16 protein-coding genes, 1 rRNA gene and 1 pseudogene are annotated in these 23,074 nt (G+C 56.1%); 14 read left to right on the top strand and 4 right to left on the bottom strand.

The window, feature by feature from the left end; translation table 11 throughout:
* Nucleotides 1-154: 154 nt before the first annotated feature.
* The 3 genes from BR83_RS0109745 to BR83_RS0109730 all read left to right on the top strand — a co-directional run bounded on the left by BR83_RS0109745 (nt 155) and on the right by BR83_RS0109730 (nt 3,053).
* Nucleotides 155-418 (top strand): cell division protein ZapA, encoded by a 264-nt coding sequence (locus BR83_RS0109745; protein ID WP_027356927.1) that lies wholly within the window; start codon nt 155-157, stop codon nt 416-418.
* A 278-nt stretch (nt 419-696) separates the two neighbouring features.
* The gene (gene polX, locus BR83_RS0109735; RefSeq protein WP_027356926.1) at nt 697-2,442 is read left to right on the top strand and encodes a DNA polymerase/3'-5' exonuclease PolX; all 1,746 of its coding nucleotides are present in this window, start codon (nt 697-699) and stop codon (nt 2,440-2,442) included.
* A 14-nt stretch (nt 2,443-2,456) separates the two neighbouring features.
* Nucleotides 2,457-3,053: a DNA-3-methyladenine glycosylase gene (locus tag BR83_RS0109730; protein ID WP_027356925.1), complete on the top strand. Its 597-nt coding sequence runs from the start codon at nt 2,457-2,459 to the stop codon at nt 3,051-3,053.
* Between the two features lie 62 nt (nt 3,054-3,115).
* Here BR83_RS0109730 and BR83_RS0109725 read toward each other — a convergent pair whose 3' ends face one another.
* Genes BR83_RS0109725 through BR83_RS0109715 form a run of 3 tightly spaced genes read right to left on the bottom strand, consistent with a single transcriptional unit; the run spans nt 3,116 to nt 6,937 of the window.
* Nucleotides 3,116-4,396 carry a hydantoinase/oxoprolinase family protein gene (locus BR83_RS0109725; protein WP_027356924.1) on the bottom strand — a complete coding sequence of 427 codons (1,281 nt, stop codon included), beginning with the start codon at nt 4,394-4,396 and terminating at the stop codon, nt 3,116-3,118.
* Nucleotides 4,397-4,438: 42 nt separating this feature from the next.
* On the bottom strand, nt 4,439-5,539 hold the full coding sequence (locus BR83_RS0109720) for a DUF917 domain-containing protein (protein WP_027356923.1): 1,101 nt from the start codon (nt 5,537-5,539) through the stop codon (nt 4,439-4,441).
* Nucleotides 5,540-5,551: 12 nt separating this feature from the next.
* A complete protein-coding gene (locus tag BR83_RS0109715; protein WP_051618100.1) occupies nt 5,552-6,937 on the bottom strand; it encodes a sigma-54 interaction domain-containing protein in 1,386 nt (461 codons plus the stop codon).
* Between the two features lie 569 nt (nt 6,938-7,506).
* Here BR83_RS0109715 and BR83_RS0109710 point away from each other — a divergent pair.
* The 8 genes and pseudogenes from BR83_RS0109710 to BR83_RS0109670 all read left to right on the top strand — a co-directional run.
* Nucleotides 7,507-7,893: pseudogene (locus BR83_RS0109710) on the top strand (cytosine permease); the annotation flags it as partial.
* Nucleotides 7,894-7,905: 12 nt separating this feature from the next.
* A complete protein-coding gene (locus BR83_RS0109705; RefSeq protein WP_027356920.1) occupies nt 7,906-9,000 on the top strand; it encodes a DUF917 domain-containing protein in 1,095 nt (364 codons plus the stop codon).
* Nucleotides 8,997-10,553, top strand: coding sequence for a hydantoinase/oxoprolinase N-terminal domain-containing protein (locus BR83_RS0109700; RefSeq protein WP_027356919.1), 1,557 nt, complete (start codon nt 8,997-8,999; stop codon nt 10,551-10,553). The genes BR83_RS0109705 and BR83_RS0109700 overlap by 4 nt, the downstream gene beginning before the upstream one ends.
* 35 nt (nt 10,554-10,588) lie before the next feature.
* Complete coding sequence (locus tag BR83_RS17400; protein ID WP_027356918.1) at nt 10,589-10,849, top strand: hypothetical protein; 261 nt, start codon at nt 10,589-10,591, stop codon at nt 10,847-10,849.
* Nucleotides 10,830-11,006 (top strand): hypothetical protein, encoded by a 177-nt coding sequence (locus BR83_RS17395; protein ID WP_207640188.1) that lies wholly within the window; start codon nt 10,830-10,832, stop codon nt 11,004-11,006. The genes BR83_RS17400 and BR83_RS17395 overlap by 20 nt, the downstream gene beginning before the upstream one ends.
* A 344-nt stretch (nt 11,007-11,350) precedes the next feature.
* Nucleotides 11,351-12,307 (top strand): Nif3-like dinuclear metal center hexameric protein, encoded by a 957-nt coding sequence (locus BR83_RS0109680; RefSeq protein WP_027356916.1) that lies wholly within the window; start codon nt 11,351-11,353, stop codon nt 12,305-12,307.
* Between the two features lie 19 nt (nt 12,308-12,326).
* Entirely contained in the window at nt 12,327-14,879 is a 2,553-nt protein-coding gene (locus BR83_RS0109675) for a U32 family peptidase (RefSeq protein ID WP_027356915.1), read from the top strand.
* 118 nt (nt 14,880-14,997) lie between these two features.
* Nucleotides 14,998-17,358 carry an endonuclease MutS2 gene (locus BR83_RS0109670; RefSeq protein WP_027356914.1) on the top strand — a complete coding sequence of 787 codons (2,361 nt, stop codon included), beginning with the start codon at nt 14,998-15,000 and terminating at the stop codon, nt 17,356-17,358.
* A 38-nt stretch (nt 17,359-17,396) separates the two neighbouring features.
* On the opposite strand, the gene BR83_RS0109665 is transcribed toward BR83_RS0109670, so the two are convergent.
* Nucleotides 17,397-19,733, bottom strand: a complete 2,337-nt coding sequence (locus BR83_RS0109665; protein ID WP_027356913.1) for a transglycosylase domain-containing protein — start codon at nt 19,731-19,733, stop codon at nt 17,397-17,399.
* Nucleotides 19,734-20,014: 281 nt separating this feature from the next.
* Between BR83_RS0109665 and tyrS the strand changes: the two genes are divergently transcribed.
* The 3 genes from tyrS to BR83_RS0109645 form a co-directional block, all read left to right on the top strand.
* Nucleotides 20,015-21,235 (top strand): tyrosine--tRNA ligase, encoded by a 1,221-nt coding sequence (tyrS, locus tag BR83_RS0109660; RefSeq protein WP_027356912.1) that lies wholly within the window; start codon nt 20,015-20,017, stop codon nt 21,233-21,235.
* Nucleotides 21,236-21,661: 426 nt separating this feature from the next.
* Nucleotides 21,662-22,333: a sporulation protein YunB gene (gene yunB, locus BR83_RS0109650; RefSeq protein ID WP_027356910.1), complete on the top strand. Its 672-nt coding sequence runs from the start codon at nt 21,662-21,664 to the stop codon at nt 22,331-22,333.
* 418 nt (nt 22,334-22,751) lie between these two features.
* Nucleotides 22,752-23,074: ribosomal RNA gene (locus BR83_RS0109645) — 16S ribosomal RNA — on the top strand; the annotation flags it as partial.

Below are 23,074 nucleotides of genomic sequence, written 5' to 3'. Positions count from 1 at the left end.
AGCCCGAGGTCGAGCACTAGTTTGGCCTGCGAGGCGAACGGAGCGAGCGCGTGCAAACGGCAGGCATTCACGACAGAAAAAGTTGTCGCACCGGCAGGATTTTCTCCGGTCAACGGCGAAGGAGGTAAGTATTTGAAAACCAGGGGGAACGGCTATGGGCAAGCAGGAAACCCGGGTTGAGGTGGAGATTTTTGGTGAGTACTATATTCTGAAAGGCAATGAACCGGAAGAATACCTGCGCATGCTGGCCCAGTACGTCAATAAGAAGATACGCCAGGTGATTACCCGCAACCCCCGTCTGGGGTTGTCCAAGGCAGCACTGCTCACCGCCCTGAACATTGCCGATGAGCTGATGAAACTGCAGAAAGAATACGACGAGCTGGCCGAACTTCTGGAAATGGACAGGAAAGCAAAATAGGTTTTGACCGGTAACCGTCTGCCTGCCGGGGCAGGCGGTTTTTTTGCGGCGGGGCCGGGGGTAAAAGCGCAGGCGGGATGCCTCCCCGGTGCAGCAGCTGCAGGCCGGTTTGCAGGTTTCTTTTACCGGGGTGTACTATAATTAAGGGTATATCTGCCCTGAAACCCGGGAAGGGTGCCCCTGTGCTTGTATACGGTTTGCCGGAAGAAAAGATTCCTGTTATGCTAAATATGTCTGGCAGCTAAAAATAACTGTATTTTCCTGGGGAGATACTGACCATGCAGAATATGGAAATCTCCTGGGCTTTCCGGGAGCTGGCCGATCTTCTGGAATTTGAGGGTGAAGATTTTTTCAAAATCCGGGCCTACCGCCGGGCGGCCAGGGCCATTGCCGGGCTGGAAGAGCCGGTGGAGGAAATGTACCGGCGGGGAACGCTGGCCGGGGTTCCCGGTATAGGCAAAAACATTCTGGCCAAGATAGGGGAATTGATTGCCACCGGAGAAATGAAAAAGCTGCAGGAACTCCGCCGCAAGTGGCCGCCGGGAATCCTGGAAGTGATGGCCCTGCCGGGTATTGGGCCTAAAAGAGCGCGGTTTCTGCACGAACAGCTGGGGATCACCTCCCTGGCCGAGCTGGAAGAAGCGGCCCGGGAGAAAAAGGTACGGGCCCTCAGGGGAATGGGGGTTAAAACCGAGCAGGAGATCCTGCGCAGCATCGAGCTGGTACGCAGCCGCCGGGGGCGGATTCTTCTACCCCTGGCCCGGGAAATAGCCGGCGAGGTGGCCACCTTCATTCAGGACGTTCCCGGCACCCGGAAGGTGGCGGTGGCGGGCGGGGTGCGCCGCTGGCGGGAAACGGTGGACGAGGTCCGGCTGGTGGCGGCGGCAGAGGATCCGGAGCCGCTTTTGAACGCCCTGGCCGGTTACCGCCGGGTGAGGGAAGTACTGGAGCGGGGGGAAAACAGGATCCGGGTCCTGACCTGGTGGGGGGTGCCTGTGGAGCTGGAAGTGGCCGGGCCGGGTGCATACGGGATCACCCTTCTGCGGGCCACAGGTAGCGCCGAACACTGGCGTCAGCTGCAGGCCCTGGCCGCCAGAAGGGGCTTTTGCCTGGACGAGGTAAGGGACGGGCCCGGCAGTGAGGGGGTTGCTTCCGTCCCCCCGGTCCCCGGTGCGCCCCTGCCGCAGGAGGAAGAGGATATCTACCGCCGTCTGGGTCTGTGGCCCGTACCTCCCGAGCTGCGGGAAGGGCGGGGAGAGTTAGAGCTGTTTGCCGGGGAGAGCCCGCCCCGCCTCCTGGAAGTCCGGGACATTAAAGGCGACCTGCACGTGCACAGCGACTGGAGCGACGGGGCCAATTCCATCCTCCAGATGGTGCAGCGGGCCAGGGAGAGGGGCTACCGCTATGTGGCCATTACCGATCACTCCCGGTCTCTTACCGTGGCCCGGGGGCTGTCCCTGGAACGCCTGCAGGAGCAGCACCGCCTCATCCGGGAGCTGAACGAAAAGGAAAAGGACTTCCGCATCCTCACGGGGACAGAGGTGGATATTCTGGTCCGGGGCGGCCTTGATTTTCCCGATGAAGTCCTGGCGGGGATGGATGTGGTGGTGGCCTCGGTGCACAGTGGTTTTCGTCAGGACGAAGAGACGATGACCGGCCGGGTTTTGCAGGCCATCGAAAATGAATACGTGACCATTATCGGGCACCCCACCGGGCGCCTTCTGGGCGAGCGGGAAGCCTACGCCCTGGATTTGGAAAGGGTTATCGAGGCGGCAGCCAGGCACGGCAAGATCCTGGAGATCAACTCTTCTCCCGACCGCCTGGACCTCAACGAGCATTATGCCCGCCTGGCCAGGGACTGCGGGGTCAGGCTGGTGGTGAACACCGATGCCCACGATTTGAGGCGCCTGGATGAAATCCCCTACGGGGTAGCCGTAGCCCGCCGGGCCTGGTTGAGGCCGGAGGATGTGGTGAACACCCTGGACCTCCCGGATTTGCTGGAGCTGCTGGGTAAAAAAACTTGAGGTCGGGGGATATTATGGAGGAAAAAACAGTTGATTTTTCACGGGTTCTGCCCCGCTCCTTTTATGCCCGGGATACTGTTACAGTGGCCCGGGAATTGATCGGCCACTACCTGGTTCACGAGAGCGGTGAGGGGCTGACAGCAGGCCGGATTGTAGAAACGGAAGCCTACCTGCAGGGGGATCCCGCCTGCCACGCTTCCCGGGGGATGACCCCGCGCAACCGGGTGATGTTCGGCCCGCCCGGCCACGCCTACGTTTACTTTATCTACGGCATGCATTACTGTTTTAACGTGGTCACCCGGGAGGAGGGGGTGGGTGAAGCCGTTCTCATCAGGGCCCTGGAGCCGGTGGCAGGCATTGAGCTCATGCAGGCCAGGCGGGGGCGGGAAAAACTTACCGAGCTGTGCAGCGGCCCGGCCCGGCTGGTGCAGGCCATGGGTATCACCCGTGCGCATAACGGTTGCGATTTAACTAAAGGCCCGCTTTTCCTTTGCCGGGGGGATGGGAAACCTCTCCCGGTGGTCACCACCACCCGCATCGGGATCAAAAAAGGGGCTGCATTGCCCCTGCGTTTTTATCTGCGGGATAGCGCTTATGTTTCTAAAAAATGAAGTGCCCGTTTCTCCCTGCTCCTGGAAAAACCCGGACTATCCGGCAACCTGGAGGGCGCGGCTTAAAGCCTCCCCAAAACTTTTAGCCTTAACCTGCAGGCATTTTGCGGCAGGTACCTTAAGGGGATTTCTTCAAATTGATAGCTTATTTCCTTAAGCTCCACTCCATCTTCCCTTAGTTGCCAGAGGGCCATATCCCAAAGTTCCTGCTTTTCCACCTGAATTCGGCGGTGATGGGTAAAGAAAAAAACCTTCTCTATTTCTATCCCGTAGGGTGCAACAAGCACCCCCGCCCCCTGTAAGGTGGGGCCTGCGGGTGGCGGCAAAACCGGGTACCGGAATACCCGGGGAATCTCTGCAGGCGGTGCAAAGCACACCAGGGGAAGGGGACCTGGGAAAGGGTTCAGGGCATCGAGGGTTTCTTCCCATTTATGGGGGGCCGGTTTTTCTTTAAAGTATATTACGCAAGGATAGCTACCGGCAAGTTCTACCCCATAAAAATGCGTAAAGCCCGTCGCTAATTTGGGCAAATAACGTTCTGTAATACTCAATCTTACCCCCCTCTTATCGGGGAGAACAACAAAGATTTCACCCTGGCCGAGCCACCAGCTGCTCCCCAGCAGGTAGGAAGAAACACCGGCCTGCCAGGTCAACAGGGGAAAAGTAGTTGCCACGCGGCAGCTGGTCAAGGTACCATCACCTTTCAAAAAGTAAACAGGAGCTGATATGCCGGAACAGGTGAGCAAGTTTTCCAACCAGGACCGGAAAGATTTCACGCTTTCCAAAAGAAAGGTATTGATCAAAAGCGCATTTTCCCTCAAGAGAAAGTTTAAAACATTGTAATGGTATGAAGGATAAAAGGAAAATCTGCCCGGAAAAAGGTTTTCCGCCGCCTCTATTAGTTTTTGCTCAGGGCTGGAATCGATGGGAGAAAAGGCGGAGTTTACGGCAATGCTCTTAACCGGAAGCTCCGCCAGATCCGCCAGGGCTTTTTCCAGTTGAGAGCGATATCCGGGTTGGCCCGGTAAAGGCAAGTGAAAGCTATAGAGTTTTAAATTTTTTTTCTTTAGCAACTCACTTACCGGCGGCAGTTCGATAGGAGTGGAAGATAGGCGGAAATACCCTAAAGGGCTTTCTGTCCTGGAGAGCAGGTCCGTCAGGTCGGCTACAACAAGCACCCTTTCAACACCCGCAGGAATTATTCCGTTATTATACAGGAAATTATTGAGGTTTTCGGGATGGACCGCACCGGGACATTTTTCTTCTGCCAGCACAATTCCTTCCCGGCCAAAAAGCAGGTTTAATTCTTTTTCTTGAAAAATCAGGACAAGATTTCCCTTCACTGTTTAACACCACGCCTGGTCGGGATAATTAATGCGGGATAATTAATAGTAATAGGAGAAATATAGCTTTTCCAGCGGCTCGTATCCGGATTTATAGCCAAAACATTGGGGCCCCACTACATTGAGGGCTTTTTTGGTTTTAAGCTGGGCAGGTGCGGGCATGCCAATCACCGCTACTTCCATCCCCGGGCTTACGTCGTTATTATTTATGGGCTTTAAAGTTTCCAGGTCTATGAGTGAGATCAGGTCCGGCACCATCGCTGCCACCCGGTTGTTGCGGTAAGCAATAAGGTTTTCGTTCTGTATTAAGATTTTAAACTCCTCGTCCGTATAGGGACCGCTTCCCCTCAGGGTGATGGTACGCCACTTGAGGGTTTCTATTTTACCGATATCCTGGACAAACCCAATGAAAAGCTCAATTGCACTGCCGTAAAGCGAGTTTTTGGTAATCACAACAAGATGTTCTAACAGGTGAGAGTAAGAACCGGGATTAATAAAAACCTGGCCCAGTTCGGCGGCAAAGGAGATGGTCCTGGGAATAAGTATTCTCCTGAGTACGCTGCCCGTGGTCGGAAAGCCGGCAAAAAAGCCGACCCCGCCTCCTTCTCCCACCACCTGGCGGGTGTTCAGCTCCAGCAAAAAATTATCTTCTTCAGAAAAAATATGTTCCCGGCCGCGGCTGTCAATAAGGACCAGGGGGGTACCCGTAAGCTGGGCAAAGTGGAAAGTCGTCATTTGCAATTCAGGAAAGGCACGCCCCATGGCATCGGCATCCACCAGGGGAAGCCCCGTCCGCCTGGCGACCAGGAGAGGATACAGGATGTTCACACCTGCACCTTCCACTGTTACCAGGGCCAGAAATTCTTTCCCCGTTAAGCCTTTAAGCTGTTCTAAGGCTCTAACCCCTTCGTGCCCGGCAGGAAGGTTTTCTTCCGCCAGTTCCGGGGAGCCCATTATGGCTACAGCGGCGTACACACCTTCCGGTTCGAGATCTTCGACCTGAATCAGCCCGACCGCGCCCTTATCAGCTAACAGTTCTTGCAAAAGGAGAGCCATGACTTTGGTTTTTCCTCCGCCGCCAGAGCCGAGAAAAATGCCTCCGTACAGAAGGGGTTCTATCCATTTATCGTCTATTGCTTGCATTCCATGCACCCCTTACAGCTTGTATTTTTTAAGCCACCTATAAAGGGTCGCCAGGCTGATGCCCAGGTACCTGGCCAGCTCCCTCTTTCCTTCCGTGGAATACCCGAAACGTTCCAAAAGCTCGGCCAGCTCTTCGCGGCTGACCCTGCCAGTATGCATATTTTTCCTTTCAGACGAAGATCGGGGCGGGTAGAACCTCCTGATGGGCAGGGGTAAACTTTCTACTCCGATTTCTTCTTTATCATCTACCGTTACAATGTATTCCACGGTGTTTTCCAGTTCCCGGATATTCCCCGGCCAGGGGTAGGTCTTCAAAAGCTGCAGGGCATCGTAGGTAAAGGTTTTAAACTCCTTGTTAAGAAGGATGCAGTATTTCTTTGCATAATAGTAGAGCAATAGTTCAATGTCTTCCGGTCTTTCCCGCAGCGGGGGAATATATATGGGAATTACGCTTAACCGGTAAAACAGGTCCTCCCGGAACTGTCCGGTGGCAATCATTTCTTCTAAATTGCGATGGGTGGCAGCAATAATCCGGACATCAATGGGAACAGGCCTCGTTCCTCCTACCCTTTCAATCTTTTTCTCCTGAAGCACTCTTAACAGCTTGGCCTGAAGGGCCGGTGGCATGTCGCCAATTTCGTCCAGGAAGAGTGTACCCCTGTGGGCCAGTTCTATCTTACCCGGCTTGCCTCCCCGGCGCGCGCCGGTGAAGGATCCCTCTTCATAACCGAAAAGCTCACTTTCTAACAGGTTTTCGGGAATGGCTGCACAGTTAATAGCTATAAACGGCCCCTTTTTTCTAGGACTGTTCTCGTGGATGATCCGGGCGAACATCTCCTTCCTCGTACCGCTTTCTCCCCGCAGCAGAATGGTGGAATCAGTAAGTGCCACTTGCCGGGCGATAGATATAGCCTTGACGAGTTTGGGGTTTTTGCAAATCACCTTCGGCAGTCCTGCCTGTTCTCGGGGCTCGAAAGCACCGGTTTTAACCTCTCGCCTTTCCCGCCGGGTAAATACCGCTCCCCCCAGGTAATCGCGACCGTAATAGAACGGGCGAAAGCGTACAGGTAAAGAATTATTTAAAAGCAACTCCGTTTCTTTCCTGTTCTGCAGCAGCTTATTTATGTCGGTCCCTTCCCTGAACTGCCTGTAGAGATTTAGTTCGTTAGCAATTTCGTTTTGATAAATCACCTCCCCCCGGTCATCAAAAAGTATAAGCCCTTCCCCCAGCAGTTGACCGCATAGTTCCACCGCTTGCCGCGAAAGTTCTCCCAGGGACCAGCTTTTTTCCTGTTGCAGGATAGAAGCCAGGAGACTGCTTATATCTACCATAAGCTTGAGCCAGGAAGGGCTATCGGCAAAAGGCGCGGGTTCCCCAAACTGCCACCCAACACCCATTGCCTCACCCCAAAGTCCAAGGGGAACAAAAAATTCATAATGCCAGGAGCAAAACCGTTCATCAGGACAATCAGTGCAGAAGAAGTGTCGATCCTTGGTAACAACCACAGGATGAGAAAAAGAGAGAAATCTCTTGAGGTGGTCTAATGAAGGAGCCGGTACTTTTAGAGGTGTAAAAATTCCGCGAATTTGTTCAGCATCCCACCAGACCACCTGGCAATTGAATAACGAGGCAAGGTTATGAAGAAAAGAATCTACTTTAAATTTACCTTTCAACGCTCAACACCATACTTTCCGCTTTCACATTTTGATTATTACTTATCATTTATTCTAACTACGAAAAAATGAAAAAACAAGAGAAAATATAAGATATAAATGAAAAAATAACCCTGCCAATAGCGTTATATTTCGCATTTCTAACCTCTAAATTTCCTGTCTCAACCCTGGCTTGCCGCCCGGAATCCGTTATCCACATCATTTTCCGGTGCTAAAAATGCTGGTACAATTCTTGCTCCAATACTACGGCGTCCAGAAATCTTGCGGCTTTTGGATATAAAGCCAATCGCGGCGTAATTACCCTTATTATTGGGGTATTGGGAACTATACTTTCAATTTTGGGTATTCTTGATAAGTTTATTAGCTTTCTGGTCATGCTGGGAGTAGCTGTACCTCCTGTTGCAGGTATTATAGTGGTTGACTACTTTATACTCAAACGGTTCAGAAAGGAACTGGAAGAAAGCCGCCTGCAAAACAGTTTACCGGCAGTTTCCGAACGTTTGAATCCTCTGGCCTTATTGGCCTGGCTGGCAGGCTTCCTGGTAGGTTATTTTATCAAGGGCGGTATTCCAGCCCTGAATTCCCTGATCGCTGCTGGAATAGTTTACTGGGCAGGAATGAAATTATGTGCTGCACTTAGCGGCCGGGAAACCATTCGTTTCACAGACTTGAAAGCGTAAGGAGGAATTAAAATGACCAGGATTGACGCGCAGACCATTGAAGACATTGCCATAGGTGCCGCCCTCCTTGGTACCGGTGGGGGCGGCGACCCCTACGTGGGAAAACTTATGGCTCTCCAGGCCGTAAAGGAATACGGCCCGGTCACCCTTATAAGCCCCGATGAGGTGCCGGACGAGGCGGTGGTAGTGCCAACGGCCATGATGGGAGCTCCTACCGTCCTGATCGAAAAAGTACCAAACGGTGAGGAAGTTTTTCGGGCCTTTAATGGGCTTAAAAACTACCTGGGCAAAGATATTTTTGCCACCCTGCCCATTGAAGCAGGCGGGGTAAATTCCATGATCCCTATTGCCGTTGCCGCACGTTTGGGTATACCTCTTGTAGATTGCGATGGTATGGGACGTGCCTTCCCCGAACTGCAGATGGTTACTTTCCACCTCTACGGGGTATCAGCCACTCCCATGGTTATTGCCGACGAGAAGGGAAATACCATCATTCTGGAAACTATTAACAACTTCTGGACCGAAAGCCTGGCCAGGAACGCCACCGTGGTCATGGGCGGTTCGGTTATGTTAAGCATTTACCCCATGACGGGAAAGGTACTTAAAAAGGCCGGCATAAAAAATATTGTATCTTATTCCGCGAAAATAGGTAAGGTGATTCGTGAAGCCCGCCAGCGCGGGGAAAACCCGGCTGAAGCCCTTCTCAAAGCAACCGGTGGTTTTGAGCTGTTCAAAGGTAAAGTAGTTGATGTTTTGCGGCGGACGGAAGGTGGCTTTGCCCGGGGCGAAGCTAAAATCGAGGGAATAGAGGAATACAAAGGCGAAGTGTTACAGGTCAAGTTTCAGAATGAAAACCTCGTTGCCATAAGGGGAGAAAGGGTAGTGGCCACCGTGCCCGACCTGATATGCATTGTCAATCTGGAAACGGCCATACCCATTACTACGGAAGGGCTGAGGTATGGCAACCGTGTTCTTGTGCTGGGCATACCTTGCGACGAAAAATGGCGTACACCTGAAGGTCTGGAAACAGTAGGGCCCCGCTATTTCGGTTATGATCTCGATTATGTACCGGTGGAAGTGCTGGCGCAAGGAGGAGAAAAACAGTGAGTTACCGGCTCGGCATAGACGTAGGTGGTACCAACACGGATGCAGTAATTATTGATGAGAAGCTTAACCTCATAGCCAGGGTTAAAACCCCCACTACCAAAGATGTAACTACGGGAATTTATACGGCATTGAGCAGAGTTTTAAGCGAGGCAGGCATCAACAAAGATGAAATTGCTTACGCCATGCTGGGAACAACCCATTGTACCAATGCGATAGTCGAGCGCAAGCGACTATGCCGCGTGGGCATACTGCGCATTGGGAAACCGGCTACCGGGGCTATAGCTCCCATGGCTGCATGGCCGCCTGACCTGGTAAAGGCAATTGGTGAAGAGTATTACCTGGTAAGCGGGGGCCATGAGTTTGACGGCCGCGAGATTGCGGCCTTTGACCCTGAGGAGGTAAGCTCTGCAGCCCGGGCCTTCAAAAGCAAGGTTGATGCAGTAGCCATAATCTCGGTCTTTTCTCCCATATCTGCCGACCACGAAAAACGGGCGGCCGGGATAATAGAGAACGAACTGGGCAACATCCCCATTTCCTTATCCCATGAAATTGGTTCCATTGGGCTTCTTGAAAGAGAAAACGCCACCATTCTAAATGCGGCGCTGGCAGAAGTGGCCCGGACCACAGCCCTCGGTTTTAAGACCGCTCTGGAGCAGGAAGGGGTTAAAAACGCCCGGGTTTACCTGTGTCAAAACGACGGTACGCTTATGTCCATTGACTACGCCATCCGTTATCCTATTCTTACCATTGCCTGCGGGCCAACCAACAGCATCCGTGGGGCCTCCTTTTTAAGCGGGCAGCAAAATGCCATTGTTTTGGACGTAGGAGGCACCACCAGTGATATTGGGATAATTGTTAACGGCTTCCCCAGGGAATCCTCAGTGGCCGTAGAAATTGGAGGGGTGCGCACCAACTTCCGCATGCCTGATTTGATTTCCATTGGGCTGGGCGGAGGAACGATTATACAGGAAGTAAATGGGGATATCCGGATCGGCCCCGAAAGCGTGGGTTACCGGTTAACGGAGGAAGCCCTTGTTTTTGGTGGTAACGTCCTGACTGCTACCGACATTGCCGTAAGATTGGGCCTGGCGGAGATTGGCGATCCTTCGCTGGTAAGCCATATAGAGGAAAAATTTGCCCGGCGTTGCCTGCATAAAATGATGCAGCTTGTTAATGAGGCAATTGATAAAATGAAACTTTCAGCCGAACCCTTACCCCTTATACTTGTTGGGGGTGGGAGCATCCTTGTTACAGATGAGATAGAGGGAGTATCAAAGATAATTCGTCCGGCTCACTACGATGTGGCCAATGCCCTGGGAGCTGCCATTGCCCAGGTAAGCGGTCAGGTGGAGCGGATATTTGCCCTCAGTGAAATAAGCCGCGAAGAGGCTCTAAAACAAGCCAGGGCCATGGCCTGTGAAGAAGCGGTAAAGGCCGGGGCCGAACCCTCCACAGTGCAGGTTGTGGAGGTGGAGGATGTGCCACTGGCATACCTTCCCGGCAACGCGACGCGCATAAGGGTTAAGGCGGCGGGCGATCTGAGGCAAGTATAGTCAGTATAAAATATCAAAAAGGAGGAAAGAATTAAATGAGAATTAAGGTAATAATGCCCATCACATCCGACGTATTTGATGAAGAAATCCGCCGTGAGTTTCGGAGTTACGCCGGACCGGGGGTGGAATTAGATGTTCAGCACCTCGATTACGGGCCGGCATCCATCGAAAGCGAATACGATGAAGCCCTGGCGGTACCAGACATTTTAAATAAAGTGCAAAATTATAAAAGACAAAGCCCATGTACTCATCCTGGGGTGTACGGGAATGATGGGGATGGCGAAAAATCTTCATGACAGGCTGAAAGGGGCGGGATATGACGTGCCGGTTATCGATCCTGCCTTTGCAGCCATGAAGATGGTGGAAAATTACATTGCTATGGGGGTTAAACACAGCCGGCTTACCTACATGGTTCCACCTGCCAAGCCTCGCAAGTGGTGGGACCAAAAGTAAAAAGAGGCCTGGTCTTGAGAAAAAACAGGAAAGTGCGGGGGGGAGCTATAATCCCCCTCAATTCTTTTAGGAAGTACGTGCCCGTGGTCGTTGCTTCCGCCGGAATATATATCAGGTGTAGGAATGGGTACATCCTGCGTGACCGGTAAAAACAGTTTTTTATCGGAGGAAATCCCGCCGGGCAGGGCGAAATTTAATTCTGTCCTGCCCGGCTCCAGCTGGAATAACCTTTCACGGGAAAGGGAGTATAACAAAAAGAAAAACCAAAAAACCGTTCAGCGGGTATTCGGTCAGAAACAGGGATACCGTTCCCTTGATTTTTTCAAGAACAGGAGGATTAATAAATGAAACTCCGGGAAATTTACGAACTGGCCATTGCCAAAGGCATGGAAAACGATCCCCGCGGCCTGGAGGCTGTGCAGAAGTACCTGGCCCGGGAAAAAGAAAAGTACGAGAAGATGAAGGAGGAAGAAAAAGAGGAATACGACCTGGAGTGCCTGGTCAACCCCTATGATGACACCCGTATCCTGGTGGGCGACCCGGAGAGGGAAGTGCGCCGGGTGCTGGTGGGCATCGACATGGAAGTGGGGGAAGTGCTCCTGGCCGACAGGCTGGGGGAGAAGGGCCGCCCGGTGGACCTGATCCTGTCCCACCACCCGGAAGGTAAGGCCATGGCTTCCCTCCACCAGGTAATGCACCTGCAGGAAGATATACTGGCCCGCTTCGGCGTGCCCATAAATGTCGCCGAGGGAATCATGTCCTCCCGCATTGCCGAGGTCAGGCGGGGCATCCTGCCCCTGAACCACAACCGGGCTGTGGATGCCGCCCGGATCCTGGGGCTGGCTTTCATGTGCGTACATACGGCCGCCGACAACATGGTGACTGCCTTTTTACAAAAGCTCATGGACGAAAAGCAGCCGGAAACGCTGGGCGATATCCTCAAGCTGCTCAAAGAGCAGCCCGAATACAGGGAAGCCGTCAAATATAAGGCCGGCCCGACCATTGTGGTGGGAGCCAGGGAACGCCGTGCCGGCAAGATCATGGTGGACATGACCGGGGGCACCAGCGGCTCGGAGGATGCCTACGCCAGGCTGGCCCAGGCGGGTGTGGGTACGCTTCTGGTCATGCATATGGGTGAAAAACACCGCAAAGAGGCGGAAAAAAACCACATCAACGTGATCATTGCCGGCCACATGGCCAGCGATTCCCTGGGCATGAACCTGTTCCTGGACGAACTGGAGGCCAGGGGTGTGGAAATCATCCCCTGCGCGGGGCTCTTAAGATTCAGCCGCAGGTCTTAACATTTGGAGGGAGCAGCCTTTGACCCGGTCCGCTAAACCCGAACTGCTGGCCCCGGCCGGGGATTGGGAGGCACTGGTGGCAGCGGTACAAAACGGTGCCGACGCCGTTTACCTGGGCGGCAAACTTTTTAATGCCCGGCAGGGTGCGGCCAATTTTGATCACGAGGAACTGCAACGGGCTGTAGATTACGCTCACATCCGGGGTGTAAAGGTCTACGTTACCGTCAATATCCTCCTGTCCGATGAGGAGCTGGAGGAAGCGGTCCGCTTCCTCCATTTTCTCCAACAGGCCGGGGCCGACGGCGTGATTGTACAGGATCTCGGCCTGGCAGCCATGGCCCGGCAGGTGCTTCCCGAGTTGCCCCTGCATGCCAGCACCCAGATGACCGTGCATAACCGGGGAGGGGTGGAAAAACTCCTGTCCCTCGGCTTCCAGCGGGTGGTGCTGGCCCGGGAAATGAGCCTGGAGGAAATCAGGGAGATAAAAGAAAAAACCGGGGCCGAACTGGAGGTTTTCATCCACGGTGCCCTGTGTATCTGTTACTCCGGCCAGTGTCTTTTATCCAGCATGATCGGCGGGCGCAGCGGCAACCGGGGACGCTGTGCCCAGCCCTGCCGCCTGCGCTATACCCTGGTGGATGAAAAGGGGCGTCCCCTGGTGGACCCCCGGGAAGTTGGGGAATACCTGCTCAGCCCGCGGGATCTCAACCTTTCCGGGCACCTGCCCGACCTCATCGGGGCCGGGATAAACTCCTTTAAAATTGAAGGGCGCATGAAAAGGCCGGAGTACGTGGCCACGGTGGTGCGGATTTACCGCACGCTCATTGACCGGGCCCTGCAGGAGAACTTCTACATCACACCGGAAGAGGCCAGGGATCTGGCCCAGATCTTCAACCGGGACTTCACCACCGGTTATTATTACGGACGGCCGGGCTACGAGCTGATGAGTTACAAGCGGCCCAACAACCGGGGGCTGTTCCTGGGCCGGGTGGTGCGCTACCACTCCCGCACCGGGCGGGCGGAAGTGGCTCTGGAAGAGCCTCTACGGGTGGGGGACGGGGTGGAGGTCTGGGTGAGCCGGGGTGGCCGGGTGGGTGTGGAAGTGCACTCCATCCGGGAAAAGGGGCGGGAAGTGGAAGAGGCTCCCGCCGGTGCAGTGGTGGAAGTTCCCCTGCCCCGCGAAGTGCGGCCCCAGGACCGCCTCTTTAAGACCCATGATGCCGCCCTGGTGGAGCGGGCCCGGGCCACCTTTGCTTCACCCCGGGAGGTACGCAAGTTTCCGGTAACCTTTTATGTCCGGGTGCGGCAGGGGGAGCCGGTGCAGGTGCGGGTGGAGGATGATACCGGCTGCAGCGGGTGGGGTGCCGGGCATACCCCCGCAGTACCGGCAGTTAAAAGACCCCTGACTCCGGATTTTTTAAAGGGTCAGCTTGACCGCCTGGGGAATACCCCTTTTGTTTTAAAGGACGTGCACTTCGAGCTGGACGAGAATGTAATTGTACCCGTGGGGGAAATTAACGAGGCCCGCCGCCGGGCCATTGAAGAACTGGAGGCGGCCAGGAGCGAAGCGGCCCGGCCGGCTCCCCCTCTGCCGGATGACACCTTTGCCCGGAGGCTGGCGCAAGCCCGGCTGCAGCTTACGGGCCGGGACCTGCCCCCGGAGTGGTCACCCGGCAGGGAACCCTTAATATCCATAGCGGTTACCGACCTGGAATCCCTGGAAGCAGCCGTTGGCGCCGGGGTGGACCGGGTCTATTTCGGAGGGGAAAGTTTCCGCTCCGGCCCCCCCGTGGGAGAGGAAGAAATCCGCCGGGGAGTGGAAATATGCCGGGAGCACGGGGTTTCCTTCGTTCTCTCCACCCCCCGTATAATCCATGACCCGGAAATGACCGCTGTACTGCGGCGGCTGGAACTGGCCTCGGGGCTTCCGGTGCAGGGTGTCCTGGTGGGAAACCTGGGATTACTTGAACCGGTAAGGCGTACCGGCCTGCCCCTTTATACCGACCTGGCTTTTAATGTCTTTAACCTCCGCACTGCCGCCTGGCTTCTGGAACAGGGTGCCGTGCAACTGGCCCTTTCCCCGGAATTGACCCTGGGGCAGGTGGCCGGCCTGGTGAAGAGGGGCCGGTTTGCCGCGGAGGTCCTGGTTCAGGGGGCAGTGGAATTGATGATTTCCCGCTACTGCGCCCCGGGCAGCCTGCTGGGCGGGCTGGCGCCCGGCCGTAACTGTGCCGGTCCCTGTCGGGGCAGGCGCTGTGCCCTCAAGGACCGGGTGGGGGCTGTTTTCCCGCTGGAGATGGACCAGTTTTGCCGCATGCACCTGTTTAATTCCCGGGATCTCTGCCTGGTGGATGAGGTGCACAGGCTTGCTGAAATCGGGGTGGCCTCGCTGCGCATTGATGCCCGGGGACGGGGGGCGGAATATGCCCGGGCTACCGTAAGGGCGTACCGCCGGACCCTCTCCCTGAATCCGGCCGGGGATGGCGGTGAACTTTCCCGCCTGCGGGAACGCCTGCAGCAGTACAGTCCCGCCGGCCTCACCAGGGGCCATTACTACCGGGGGGTGGAATAACCCCCCTTTTTAAACTGTCGGCGCGGAGCACTGGAGTGAGCGGGGACAGCGCCGCACCCTTTAAAATTTCCCGGGTGCAATTAACCGGCGGAAGTGCTATGATAATAGGGGATCAACTATGGATGAGCGCACATTAAAACGCCTGGAATACGATAAAGTGCTGGAACACCTGGCCCGGTACACCATTTCTTCCCTGGGCCGGGAAAGGGTACTTTCCCTGCGCCCGGTTACCGACCGGCAGGCCATTCAAACCTGGCAGGCCGAGACCACCCAGGCCAGGGAACTCCTGCGCCTGGAGCCCGGTGCTGATTTTGGCGGGTGGCACGATATTCGCCGCCAGCTGCAGAGGGCCGTCCAGGGGGCCGTGCTGGAGTCGCAGGAGCTCTTTGAAACGGGTCAGACCCTGGGAGCCCTGCAGAGGATCAGAAAGTTTTTTGCCGGGCGTGCGGGGCGCTATCCCCTGCTGGAAGAAATAGCCTTCAAGATTGGTAATTTCAACGAGCTGGAAAGGAAAATTAAAAAAGCCATCCTGCCCGGGGGTGAGATTGCCGACGACGCTTCCCCGGCACTTTCCAGCATCCGGCGCCGGCTCCTGCGCGCCCAGCAGCAGGTCAGGGAGTTGCTGGAAAATATTATCCGTTCTCCTGCCTACCAGAAGTATCTCCAGGACCCGATAGTGACCATCCGGGAAGGGCGCTACGTGGTGCCTGTGAAACAGGAATACCGGTCCCAGGTTCCGGGCATAATCCACGACCAGTCGGCCAGCGGCGCCACCCTTTTTATTGAACCCATGGCCGTGGTGGAAAGCAATAATGAGGTGCGCCGCCTTCAGGTGATGGAAAAACAGGAAATCGAGAGGATTCTGGGGGAACTTTCCCGGGCTGTCGCGGCAAGGGGTGAGGAACTGGCTCAGTCCCTGGAGGCCCTGGGACAACTGGATTTTATCCTGGCCAGGGCCCGTTACAGCGAGCACCTGGACGCTGTGGAACCCCGGCTGCTCCCGGCTCCCAGGCTGAACCTGCGCCAGGCCCGGCACCCGTTGCTTACCGGTGAGGTAGTCCCCATCTCGGTTCACCTGGGTTACCAGTTTGACACCCTGGTTATCACCGGGCCCAATACCGGTGGGAAAACCGTAACTTTAAAGACCATCGGCCTTTTAGCCCTGATGGCCCAGTCGGGCCTGCACATCCCTGTGGCCGTAGGTAGTGAACTGGGTGTTTTTAACGCCATCTTTGCCGATATCGGGGATGAACAGAGCATTGAACAATCGCTGAGCACTTTTTCCTCTCACCTTACCAATATTGTGGGCATTTTAAACCAGGCCGGGCCGGGCAGCCTGGTGCTCCTGGATGAACTGGGAGCCGGCACCGACCCGGATGAAGGGGCGGCCCTGGCGCAGGCCATCCTGGAGAGGTTGCATGAAATGGGCGCCAGGACCGTGGCCACAACGCACTACAGCCAGTTGAAGAACTTTGCCTTTACCCGGGAGCGGGTGGAAAACGCCAGCGTGGAATTTGACGCCGTTACCCTGAAGCCCACCTACCGGCTGCTGATTGGCAAACCCGGCGCGAGCAATGCCTTTGAGATTGCCCGCAGGCTGGGCCTGGCTCCGGATGTGGTTGAGCGGGCCAGGAGCTTTATGACCGTGGAACAGGTGCAGGTGGCCGACCTCATGCAGCAGCTGGAGCGGGCCCGCCAGCAGGCTGAGCGGGAGCTGGAAGAAGCCAGGCGGGTCAGGGAGGAAGCCGAAGAGCTGAGAGCCCGTTACCGGGCTTTGAAGGAGGAACTGGCTGCCCGGCGGGAGAACCTCCTGTCCCGGGCGCGGGAAGAAGCCAGGCTGCTTGTAAAAAGGGCCCGGCAGGAGGCGGAGGAGGCCATAAGGGAACTGCGGGCACGCCTGGCCGATGAAGCGGCCAGGGTGCGGGAAGAGGCCATTCGCGAGGCCAGGGAGAAGCTGGCGGGAATGCAGGAGCGCCTGCAGCCGGAGCCTGCCGCTTCTGCTCCTCCAGGAGCGGGGGCGGTTCCCAAAACGGTAAGCGTGGGCCAGACGGTCTTCCTGCCCCGATTCAACCAGACGGGTACTGTGGTGGCCCCGCCGGAGGATGGAGAAGTACAGGTCCAGGTAGGCATGATTAAAATCAATGTTCCGCTGGGGGAACTGCGCCTGCCTGCGGGGGAGGAAAGTTCCCGGGGAGAGGTAAGGGTATCTGCGCTGATGGAGGATAAAGTACGCTCCATTTCCACCCGGCTCGACCTGCGGGGCCTGCGGGCCGAGGAAGCGCTGCAGGAAGTGGAAAAATACCTGGATGATGCCACCCTGGCCGGTTTGTCCCGGGTTTTCCTGGTGCACGGCAAGGGAACCGGGGCCCTGCGGGCGGCCATCCAGCAGCGGTTGAAAACAGACCGGCGCGTGAAGTCCTTCCGCCTGGGCGAACACGGCGAAGGTGGTACGGGCGTTACCGTCGTGGACCTGGCTTGAAAGGGCAGGGGGCTGCCGTAGCAGCCCCCTGCCTTAACTTATTCCCGTGCCCGGGGATTTCTTGGGCCTGACAACCAGCCGGGACCGTTAATTTGTTCCCGCAGCAGCCCCACCGGCCCCTGGTTGCTGCCCGGCTGCTCCTGCTGCTCCGGAGGCGGGATTATTTCCCCGGGTTGTTCGCCGGGCTGGGCCGGCTGGTCCTGGTTTTCCGGCGGTGTTGCTTCTTGCGGGGCCGTGTGCAGCGTGCAGGTTGCCGTGGGCACGCGCTGGGCGTAATCCTGGACATAGCTGGGCACGCTGTAGGGCAGTTTAATCATCACCCTGGTGATCCGTTCCGGGCAGTACTGGCTGGGAAGCAGGCCGGTGGTGGCACATACTTCCACCAGCACATGGGTGTTATCAACCCTGGTGGGAACGGTTCCCCGGGCAAAAATGTCGGTTACCAGATCGGAAGGCGGGGTGTTGGGACCCGGCAACAGCCCCGATTTTCCATCCACAGTGGCGGTGACAATTCCCTCCGGCCTGGGGAACTGGTGCACCGGTACGTCCTTGAGCGCCTCGGACATGATCTGGCGCCAGATGAGGGCCGGGTAGCGCCCGCCAAATTCCTGGGGCATGGCCCTGGGCTTATCGTAACCGATCCACACCACTCCCACCAGTTCCGGTGTATACCCGGCAAACCACAGATCCTTGCCCTGGTCCGAAGTACCCGTTTTGCCCGCCGCCGGCCGGCCTATCCTGGCGTTGGTGCCGGTGCCGCTTTCGATCACCGTTTTCAGCATGTCCGTGATCAGGTAGGCGGTGGTGGCCTTCATGGCCCGGACCGGTTTGGGCTGGTATTCATAGAGGACATTGCCGCTGGCATCCTCCACCCGGGTGATGGCTGTGGGTTCCAGGTAAATACCCTGGTTGGCGAAGGCACTGTAGGCAGCAGCCATCTGCAGGGGGGTGACGCCTTCGTGCAGCCCTCCCAGGGCCATACTCGGGCCGTGGGTTGCGGGGTCCAGGTTGATACCCAGCCCCCGGGCAAACTTGATGGCGCTGGCAATTCCCACGTGCTCCATAAGTACCCTTACGGCCACCACGTTGATGGAACTGGCAATGGCGGTGCGCATGGTGACCAGCCCCCGGTAGCGCCCGTCGTAGTTCCGGGGGGAGTAATTGCCGTACTTTACCGGAATATCATCGATTACCGAGGCCGGGGCCATCCCTTTGTATTCAACGGCCGGACCGTAAGCTATGATTGGCTTGAAAGTTGAGCCGGGTTGCCTTCCCGGGGGCATGGTGGCCCGGTTCCATTGCAGCCGGTGGGTGTGCTCCCGGCCGCCCACAATGGCCTTGATGTACCCGGTATGGGGGTCTATGACCACCGCTGCTCCCTCGGGCTGGAGAACACCCTGGCTGTCCCTGACCGAGGCCGGGTAGTTCCGCGGGTCGGACATGGCCTTTTCCGCGGCTTCCTGGATTGCCGGGTCCAGGGTGGTGAATACGTGCAGCCCTCCTTTAAAGACCTGCTCCGTCCCGTACCTGTTCACCAGCTGCTCGGTCACGTAATCGATAAAAAAGGGGTAGGGATACTGCTGCTTGCCTCCCGGTTTGAGCATCTCTTCCAGCGGGATGGCCCTGGCCTGTGCCGCCTCTTCAGCAGTAATGAAGTTGTACTTCACCATATTGTCCAGTACCAGATCGCGCCGCTTTTTTGCCGCTTCCGGGTTGACGAAAGGATCGTAAGCACTTGGTGCCTGGATCAATCCTGCCAGGAGAGCGCCTTCGGAAAGGGTAAGGTCCCTGGCCGGCTTGTCAAAATAAGTCTCGGCGGCAGATTGAATGCCGTAGGCTCCCGCTCCGAAGTAAACCTTGTTTAAATACATTTCCAGGATTTCGTCCTTGGTATAGCGCCTTTCCGTGATGATGGCCAGGATTACCTCCTGGATTTTCCTTTTGATGGTCCGCTCCGGGGTCAGGAAGGACAGCTTGACCAGTTGCTGGGTAATGGTGCTCCCGCCTTCCTGGATGCGGCCGCCGGTTATATCCGTCCAGGCCGCCCGGATAATTCCCCGCAGGTCCACGCCGTGGTGCTGGTAAAACCGCACGTCCTCGATGGCCAGGAAAGCTTCCCGGACATGTTCGGGTATTTCTTTTAAGTCCACCGGCACGCGGTTTTCCTCGCCCACCCTGGCGACCAACTCCCCGTTCTGGTCATAGATGGAGGTGGATGCGCCGGAAAGAAGCTTTTCTTCACTCCAGGCGGGCAGGTCTTTGATGCTTATGACAACCAGTCCCAATGCTGTTACACCGCCGGCAATTACCAGCAGCAGGACTAAAGATAAGAACAGGCGAAAGATATTTAGCCTTCTCCTTTTCTTTCTGGCCAATGTACATGCCTCCTGTAGATTTTCATACCAGCATTATATCATAACTGGCACAAAAGTTTGATCCTTTCCCCCTGCCCGGGGGAATACCTATTCAGGCCCTTGATACTGAGCGGGCCGTTTGGCGGCCATGGATTTCCAGGTACGCCGGGATCCCGCCCGTGTCCGGGCCAGGCGCCGGTTTGCCTGCGGAGCGGGCGGTCCTGCATGGTTACCTTGTCAGGCAGTTCCACGTTTTGATATAATGAAGGGACGTGGAATGGGTAGGAGAAGGGAGAAGAAAAATGCTCGGTGTGGAAAAACAGCTGGAGATCATCAGGCGGGGTGCGGCGGAGATTATTTCTGAGGAAGAGCTGGAGCAAAAGCTCAGGCGGTCTCTTTCTACGGGCCGTCCCTTGAGGGTAAAGCTGGGCCTGGACCCGACGGCTCCCGATATTCATCTCGGGCATACCGTGGTACTGCAGAAAATGCGGCAGTTCCAGGAACTGGGGCATGAGACGATTATCATTCTGGGCGATTATACAGCCCGCATAGGCGATCCCACGGGAAAGACGGAGACCCGCAAGCAGCTGAGCGAGGAAGAAGTGCTGGCCAATGCCCGTACTTACGAAAAGCAGATTTTTAAAATTTTAGATCCCGGAAAGACCAGGCTGGTTTTCAACAGCCAGTGGCTGGCCTCCCTGACCTTTGCCCAGGTTATCGAGCTGGCGGCCAAGTATACGGTTGCCCGCATGCTGGAACGGGAGGATTTTGCCCGCCGGTTCCGGGAAGGCCTGCCCATCAGCATTCACGAGTTTTTCTACCCCCTTATGCAGGGTTACGACTCGGTTGCTTTAAAGGCGGATATTGAACTCGGGGGTACGGACCAGAAGTTCAACCTGCTCATGGGCAGGACGCTGCAGAGGGAGTACGGCCAGGAGCCCCAGGTGGCCATTATGATGCCCATTCTGGAGGGCCTGGACGGGGTTCACAAGATGAGCAAGAGCCTGGGAAATTACATCGGCATTGACGAGTCGCCCCGGGAGATGTACGGGAAAACCATGTCCCTGCCCGATGAGCTGATGGTGCGTTATTTTGAACTGGTTACACCGGTACCCCTGGAAGAGGTACGCCGTATCGAGGCCGGCCTGGCAGACGGCAGCCTGCATCCGCGGGACGTCAAGATGCGGCTGGCCCGGGAAATAGTATCCTTTTACCACGGGGAAGAAGCGGCTTTAAAGGCCGAAGAAGAATTCAAGCGCGTCTTCCAGCAGCGTGAACTGCCCGATGAAATTCCTGAATTTCGTATAACGCCGGACATGCTGGAAGACGGCAGCATCTGGCTGCCCCGGCTGCTCCAGCAGGCCGGCCTGGTTTCCAGTACCAGCGAGGGCAGGCGGTTGATCCAGCAGGGAGGAGTCAGGGTTAACGGGGAAAGGGTTGACGACCCCAACTTTAAGCTTGTTCCGGCCGGCGGGATGATCATCCGGGCCGGCAAGCGGAAATTCTTAAGGATTATTTGCTGATAAGCGGTAGAAATTAAGCCGGCCCGGTGCCGGCTTCTGATTATCTTTATGTGCCCTGGTTTTAAAGGAGGAGCGACCTGGAGTGAGCGCTGCCGGGCCAGGCCCGGGCGACGGGATGAGGCGGGGCCGCGGACAGGATGTCCGCGGAGGCCACCTGAACACAGGAGGTGTGAATGTGGCCGGTACCCGCCGAAGACCGGAGCCGGGGCCTTTTGGCCCGGCCAGCGATACGACCGGGAGCGACGACTAAAACCAGGGCACATCCCGGAAATACTTTGTCTGCAAGCTGAAACCGGCCCGGTGCCGGCTTGATTTTTTTGGCGGGGTGTCCAGGCCGGCTTACATATAATATTTGCAGGGACAATGGTTACCGCTTATACTTTCCCGGCCGGGAGATGCTCTCCCCTCGCCGAAGAGGTGATTTGCTTGTATAGAAGGCGCAGGAATTACCGGGCCTTTATTTTTCTAACCCTGATTTTTTTCCTGCTTCTGGGCCTAGTGGTTTGGATTGACCGGGTTTTACAGCCCACCATCTTTAAAATAGCCGAAACCCGGGCCGTTCAAATGGCCACCGAAGCCATAAACCGGGCGGTACAGCAAAGGGTTTACAACAGCAACCTGCAGTACCAGGATTTCGTGCAGGTGCACAAGGATGCCCAGGGGCATATAGTATTAATGCAGGCCAATACCATAAAAATCAACCAGTTTGCTGCCGACGTTACACTAATGATTCAATCTGCCCTGCAGCAGCTATCCCGGGAATCCCTGCGTATACCCCTGGGGCAGGTTACCGGTACCCAGCTGCTGGCCGGCTACGGTCCCCGCATTCCTGTTAACATTGTGCCGGTGGGCAGCGTGCGGGTTAAGGTGGATGACCGCTTTGAACAGGCGGGTATCAACCAGACGCGGCACCGTATATACCTGGATTTTAATGCCGAAGTGCGTATTGTAGTGCCCCCCCGCAGCGCTACTGCACAGGTGGCCAGCCAGGTACCACTGGTGGAAAGCATTATCGTGGGCCAGGTGCCGGGCACCTTTGTCAATATTTCCGGGGGGTTGTTGAGCGGACAGGGCGTTGGCTCCGGTAATAATCCGTAAACGCATAAAAAGCAACCTTTCTGGAGAAGATACGGGGAAAAATGCTGGCGGCAAAAACGCAAGGAGCCTGTCTTTATTATGCCCGGCCCGGCGCGCCTGGCGCTGCCGGTATTGCTGGCAGAAATTACAGGTTGATCTTTAAAAATCTCTTGTGATACTATTAAAAAGCGTCGCGCTGAAAAGCGTGAAAAACTCAAAGGGAAAACCACTTGACGAAATTGGAAAACCAATGTTAACATATTTTTAACAAGCTTGCCTCCCGGCATGAAAAAAGTGTTGACAGAAGTCGGAGAGGCGAGTAAAATACAAAAGTGTTGGTCCTTGAAAACTGAACAGGGAGGTAGGCGGATGTGCAGCGGGCAAGGCTGTGCATCTGGTGAGGAAGAGCGTGTGCGGGAGTGATTCTGGGACAAAGGATTAGATGGAGAGTTTGATCCTGGCTCAGGACGAACGCTGGCGGCGTGCCTAACACATGCAAGTCGAGCGGTCCACCGTTTTGTCTGGTTTATACCGGATGGGCGGTGGATAGCGGCGGACGGGTGAGTAACGCGTGGATAACCTGCCCATTAGACCGGGATAACGCTGGGAAACTGGCGCTAATACCGGATACGCTCCTTACCCCGCATGGGGTGAGGAGGAAAGGGGAAACCCGCTAATGGATGGGTCCGCGTCCCATTAGCTAGATGGTGGGGTAACGGCCTACCATGGCGACGATGGGTAGCCGGCCTGAGAGGGTGACCG

Origin of the sequence: Desulfofundulus thermocisternus DSM 10259 (assembly GCF_000686645.1) — a bacterium.
Lineage (GTDB): Bacteria > Bacillota > Desulfotomaculia > Desulfotomaculales > Desulfovirgulaceae > Desulfofundulus > Desulfofundulus australicus.
The sequence above is the reverse complement of the archived record's forward strand: the minus strand, read 5'-3'. Positions and strand labels throughout refer to the sequence as shown.

Coding starts and splice junctions, on each gene's coding strand:
- BR83_RS17395 (WP_207640188.1), top strand. CDS start 10,830: ATGGCGAAAAATCTTCATGACAGGCTGAAAGGGGCGGGATATGACGTG.
- BR83_RS0109705 (WP_027356920.1), top strand. CDS start 7,906: ATGACCAGGATTGACGCGCAGACCATTGAAGACATTGCCATAGGTGCC.
- BR83_RS0109745 (WP_027356927.1), top strand. CDS start 155: ATGGGCAAGCAGGAAACCCGGGTTGAGGTGGAGATTTTTGGTGAGTAC.
- BR83_RS0109720 (WP_027356923.1), bottom strand. CDS start 5,539: ATGCAAGCAATAGACGATAAATGGATAGAACCCCTTCTGTACGGAGGC.
- BR83_RS0109680 (WP_027356916.1), top strand. CDS start 11,351: ATGAAACTCCGGGAAATTTACGAACTGGCCATTGCCAAAGGCATGGAA.
- BR83_RS17400 (WP_027356918.1), top strand. CDS start 10,589: ATGAGAATTAAGGTAATAATGCCCATCACATCCGACGTATTTGATGAA.
- polX (WP_027356926.1), top strand. CDS start 697: ATGCAGAATATGGAAATCTCCTGGGCTTTCCGGGAGCTGGCCGATCTT.
- BR83_RS0109715 (WP_051618100.1), bottom strand. CDS start 6,937: ATGGGTGTTGGGTGGCAGTTTGGGGAACCCGCGCCTTTTGCCGATAGC.
- tyrS (WP_027356912.1), top strand. CDS start 20,015: ATGCTCGGTGTGGAAAAACAGCTGGAGATCATCAGGCGGGGTGCGGCG.
- BR83_RS0109730 (WP_027356925.1), top strand. CDS start 2,457: ATGGAGGAAAAAACAGTTGATTTTTCACGGGTTCTGCCCCGCTCCTTT.
- BR83_RS0109670 (WP_027356914.1), top strand. CDS start 14,998: ATGGATGAGCGCACATTAAAACGCCTGGAATACGATAAAGTGCTGGAA.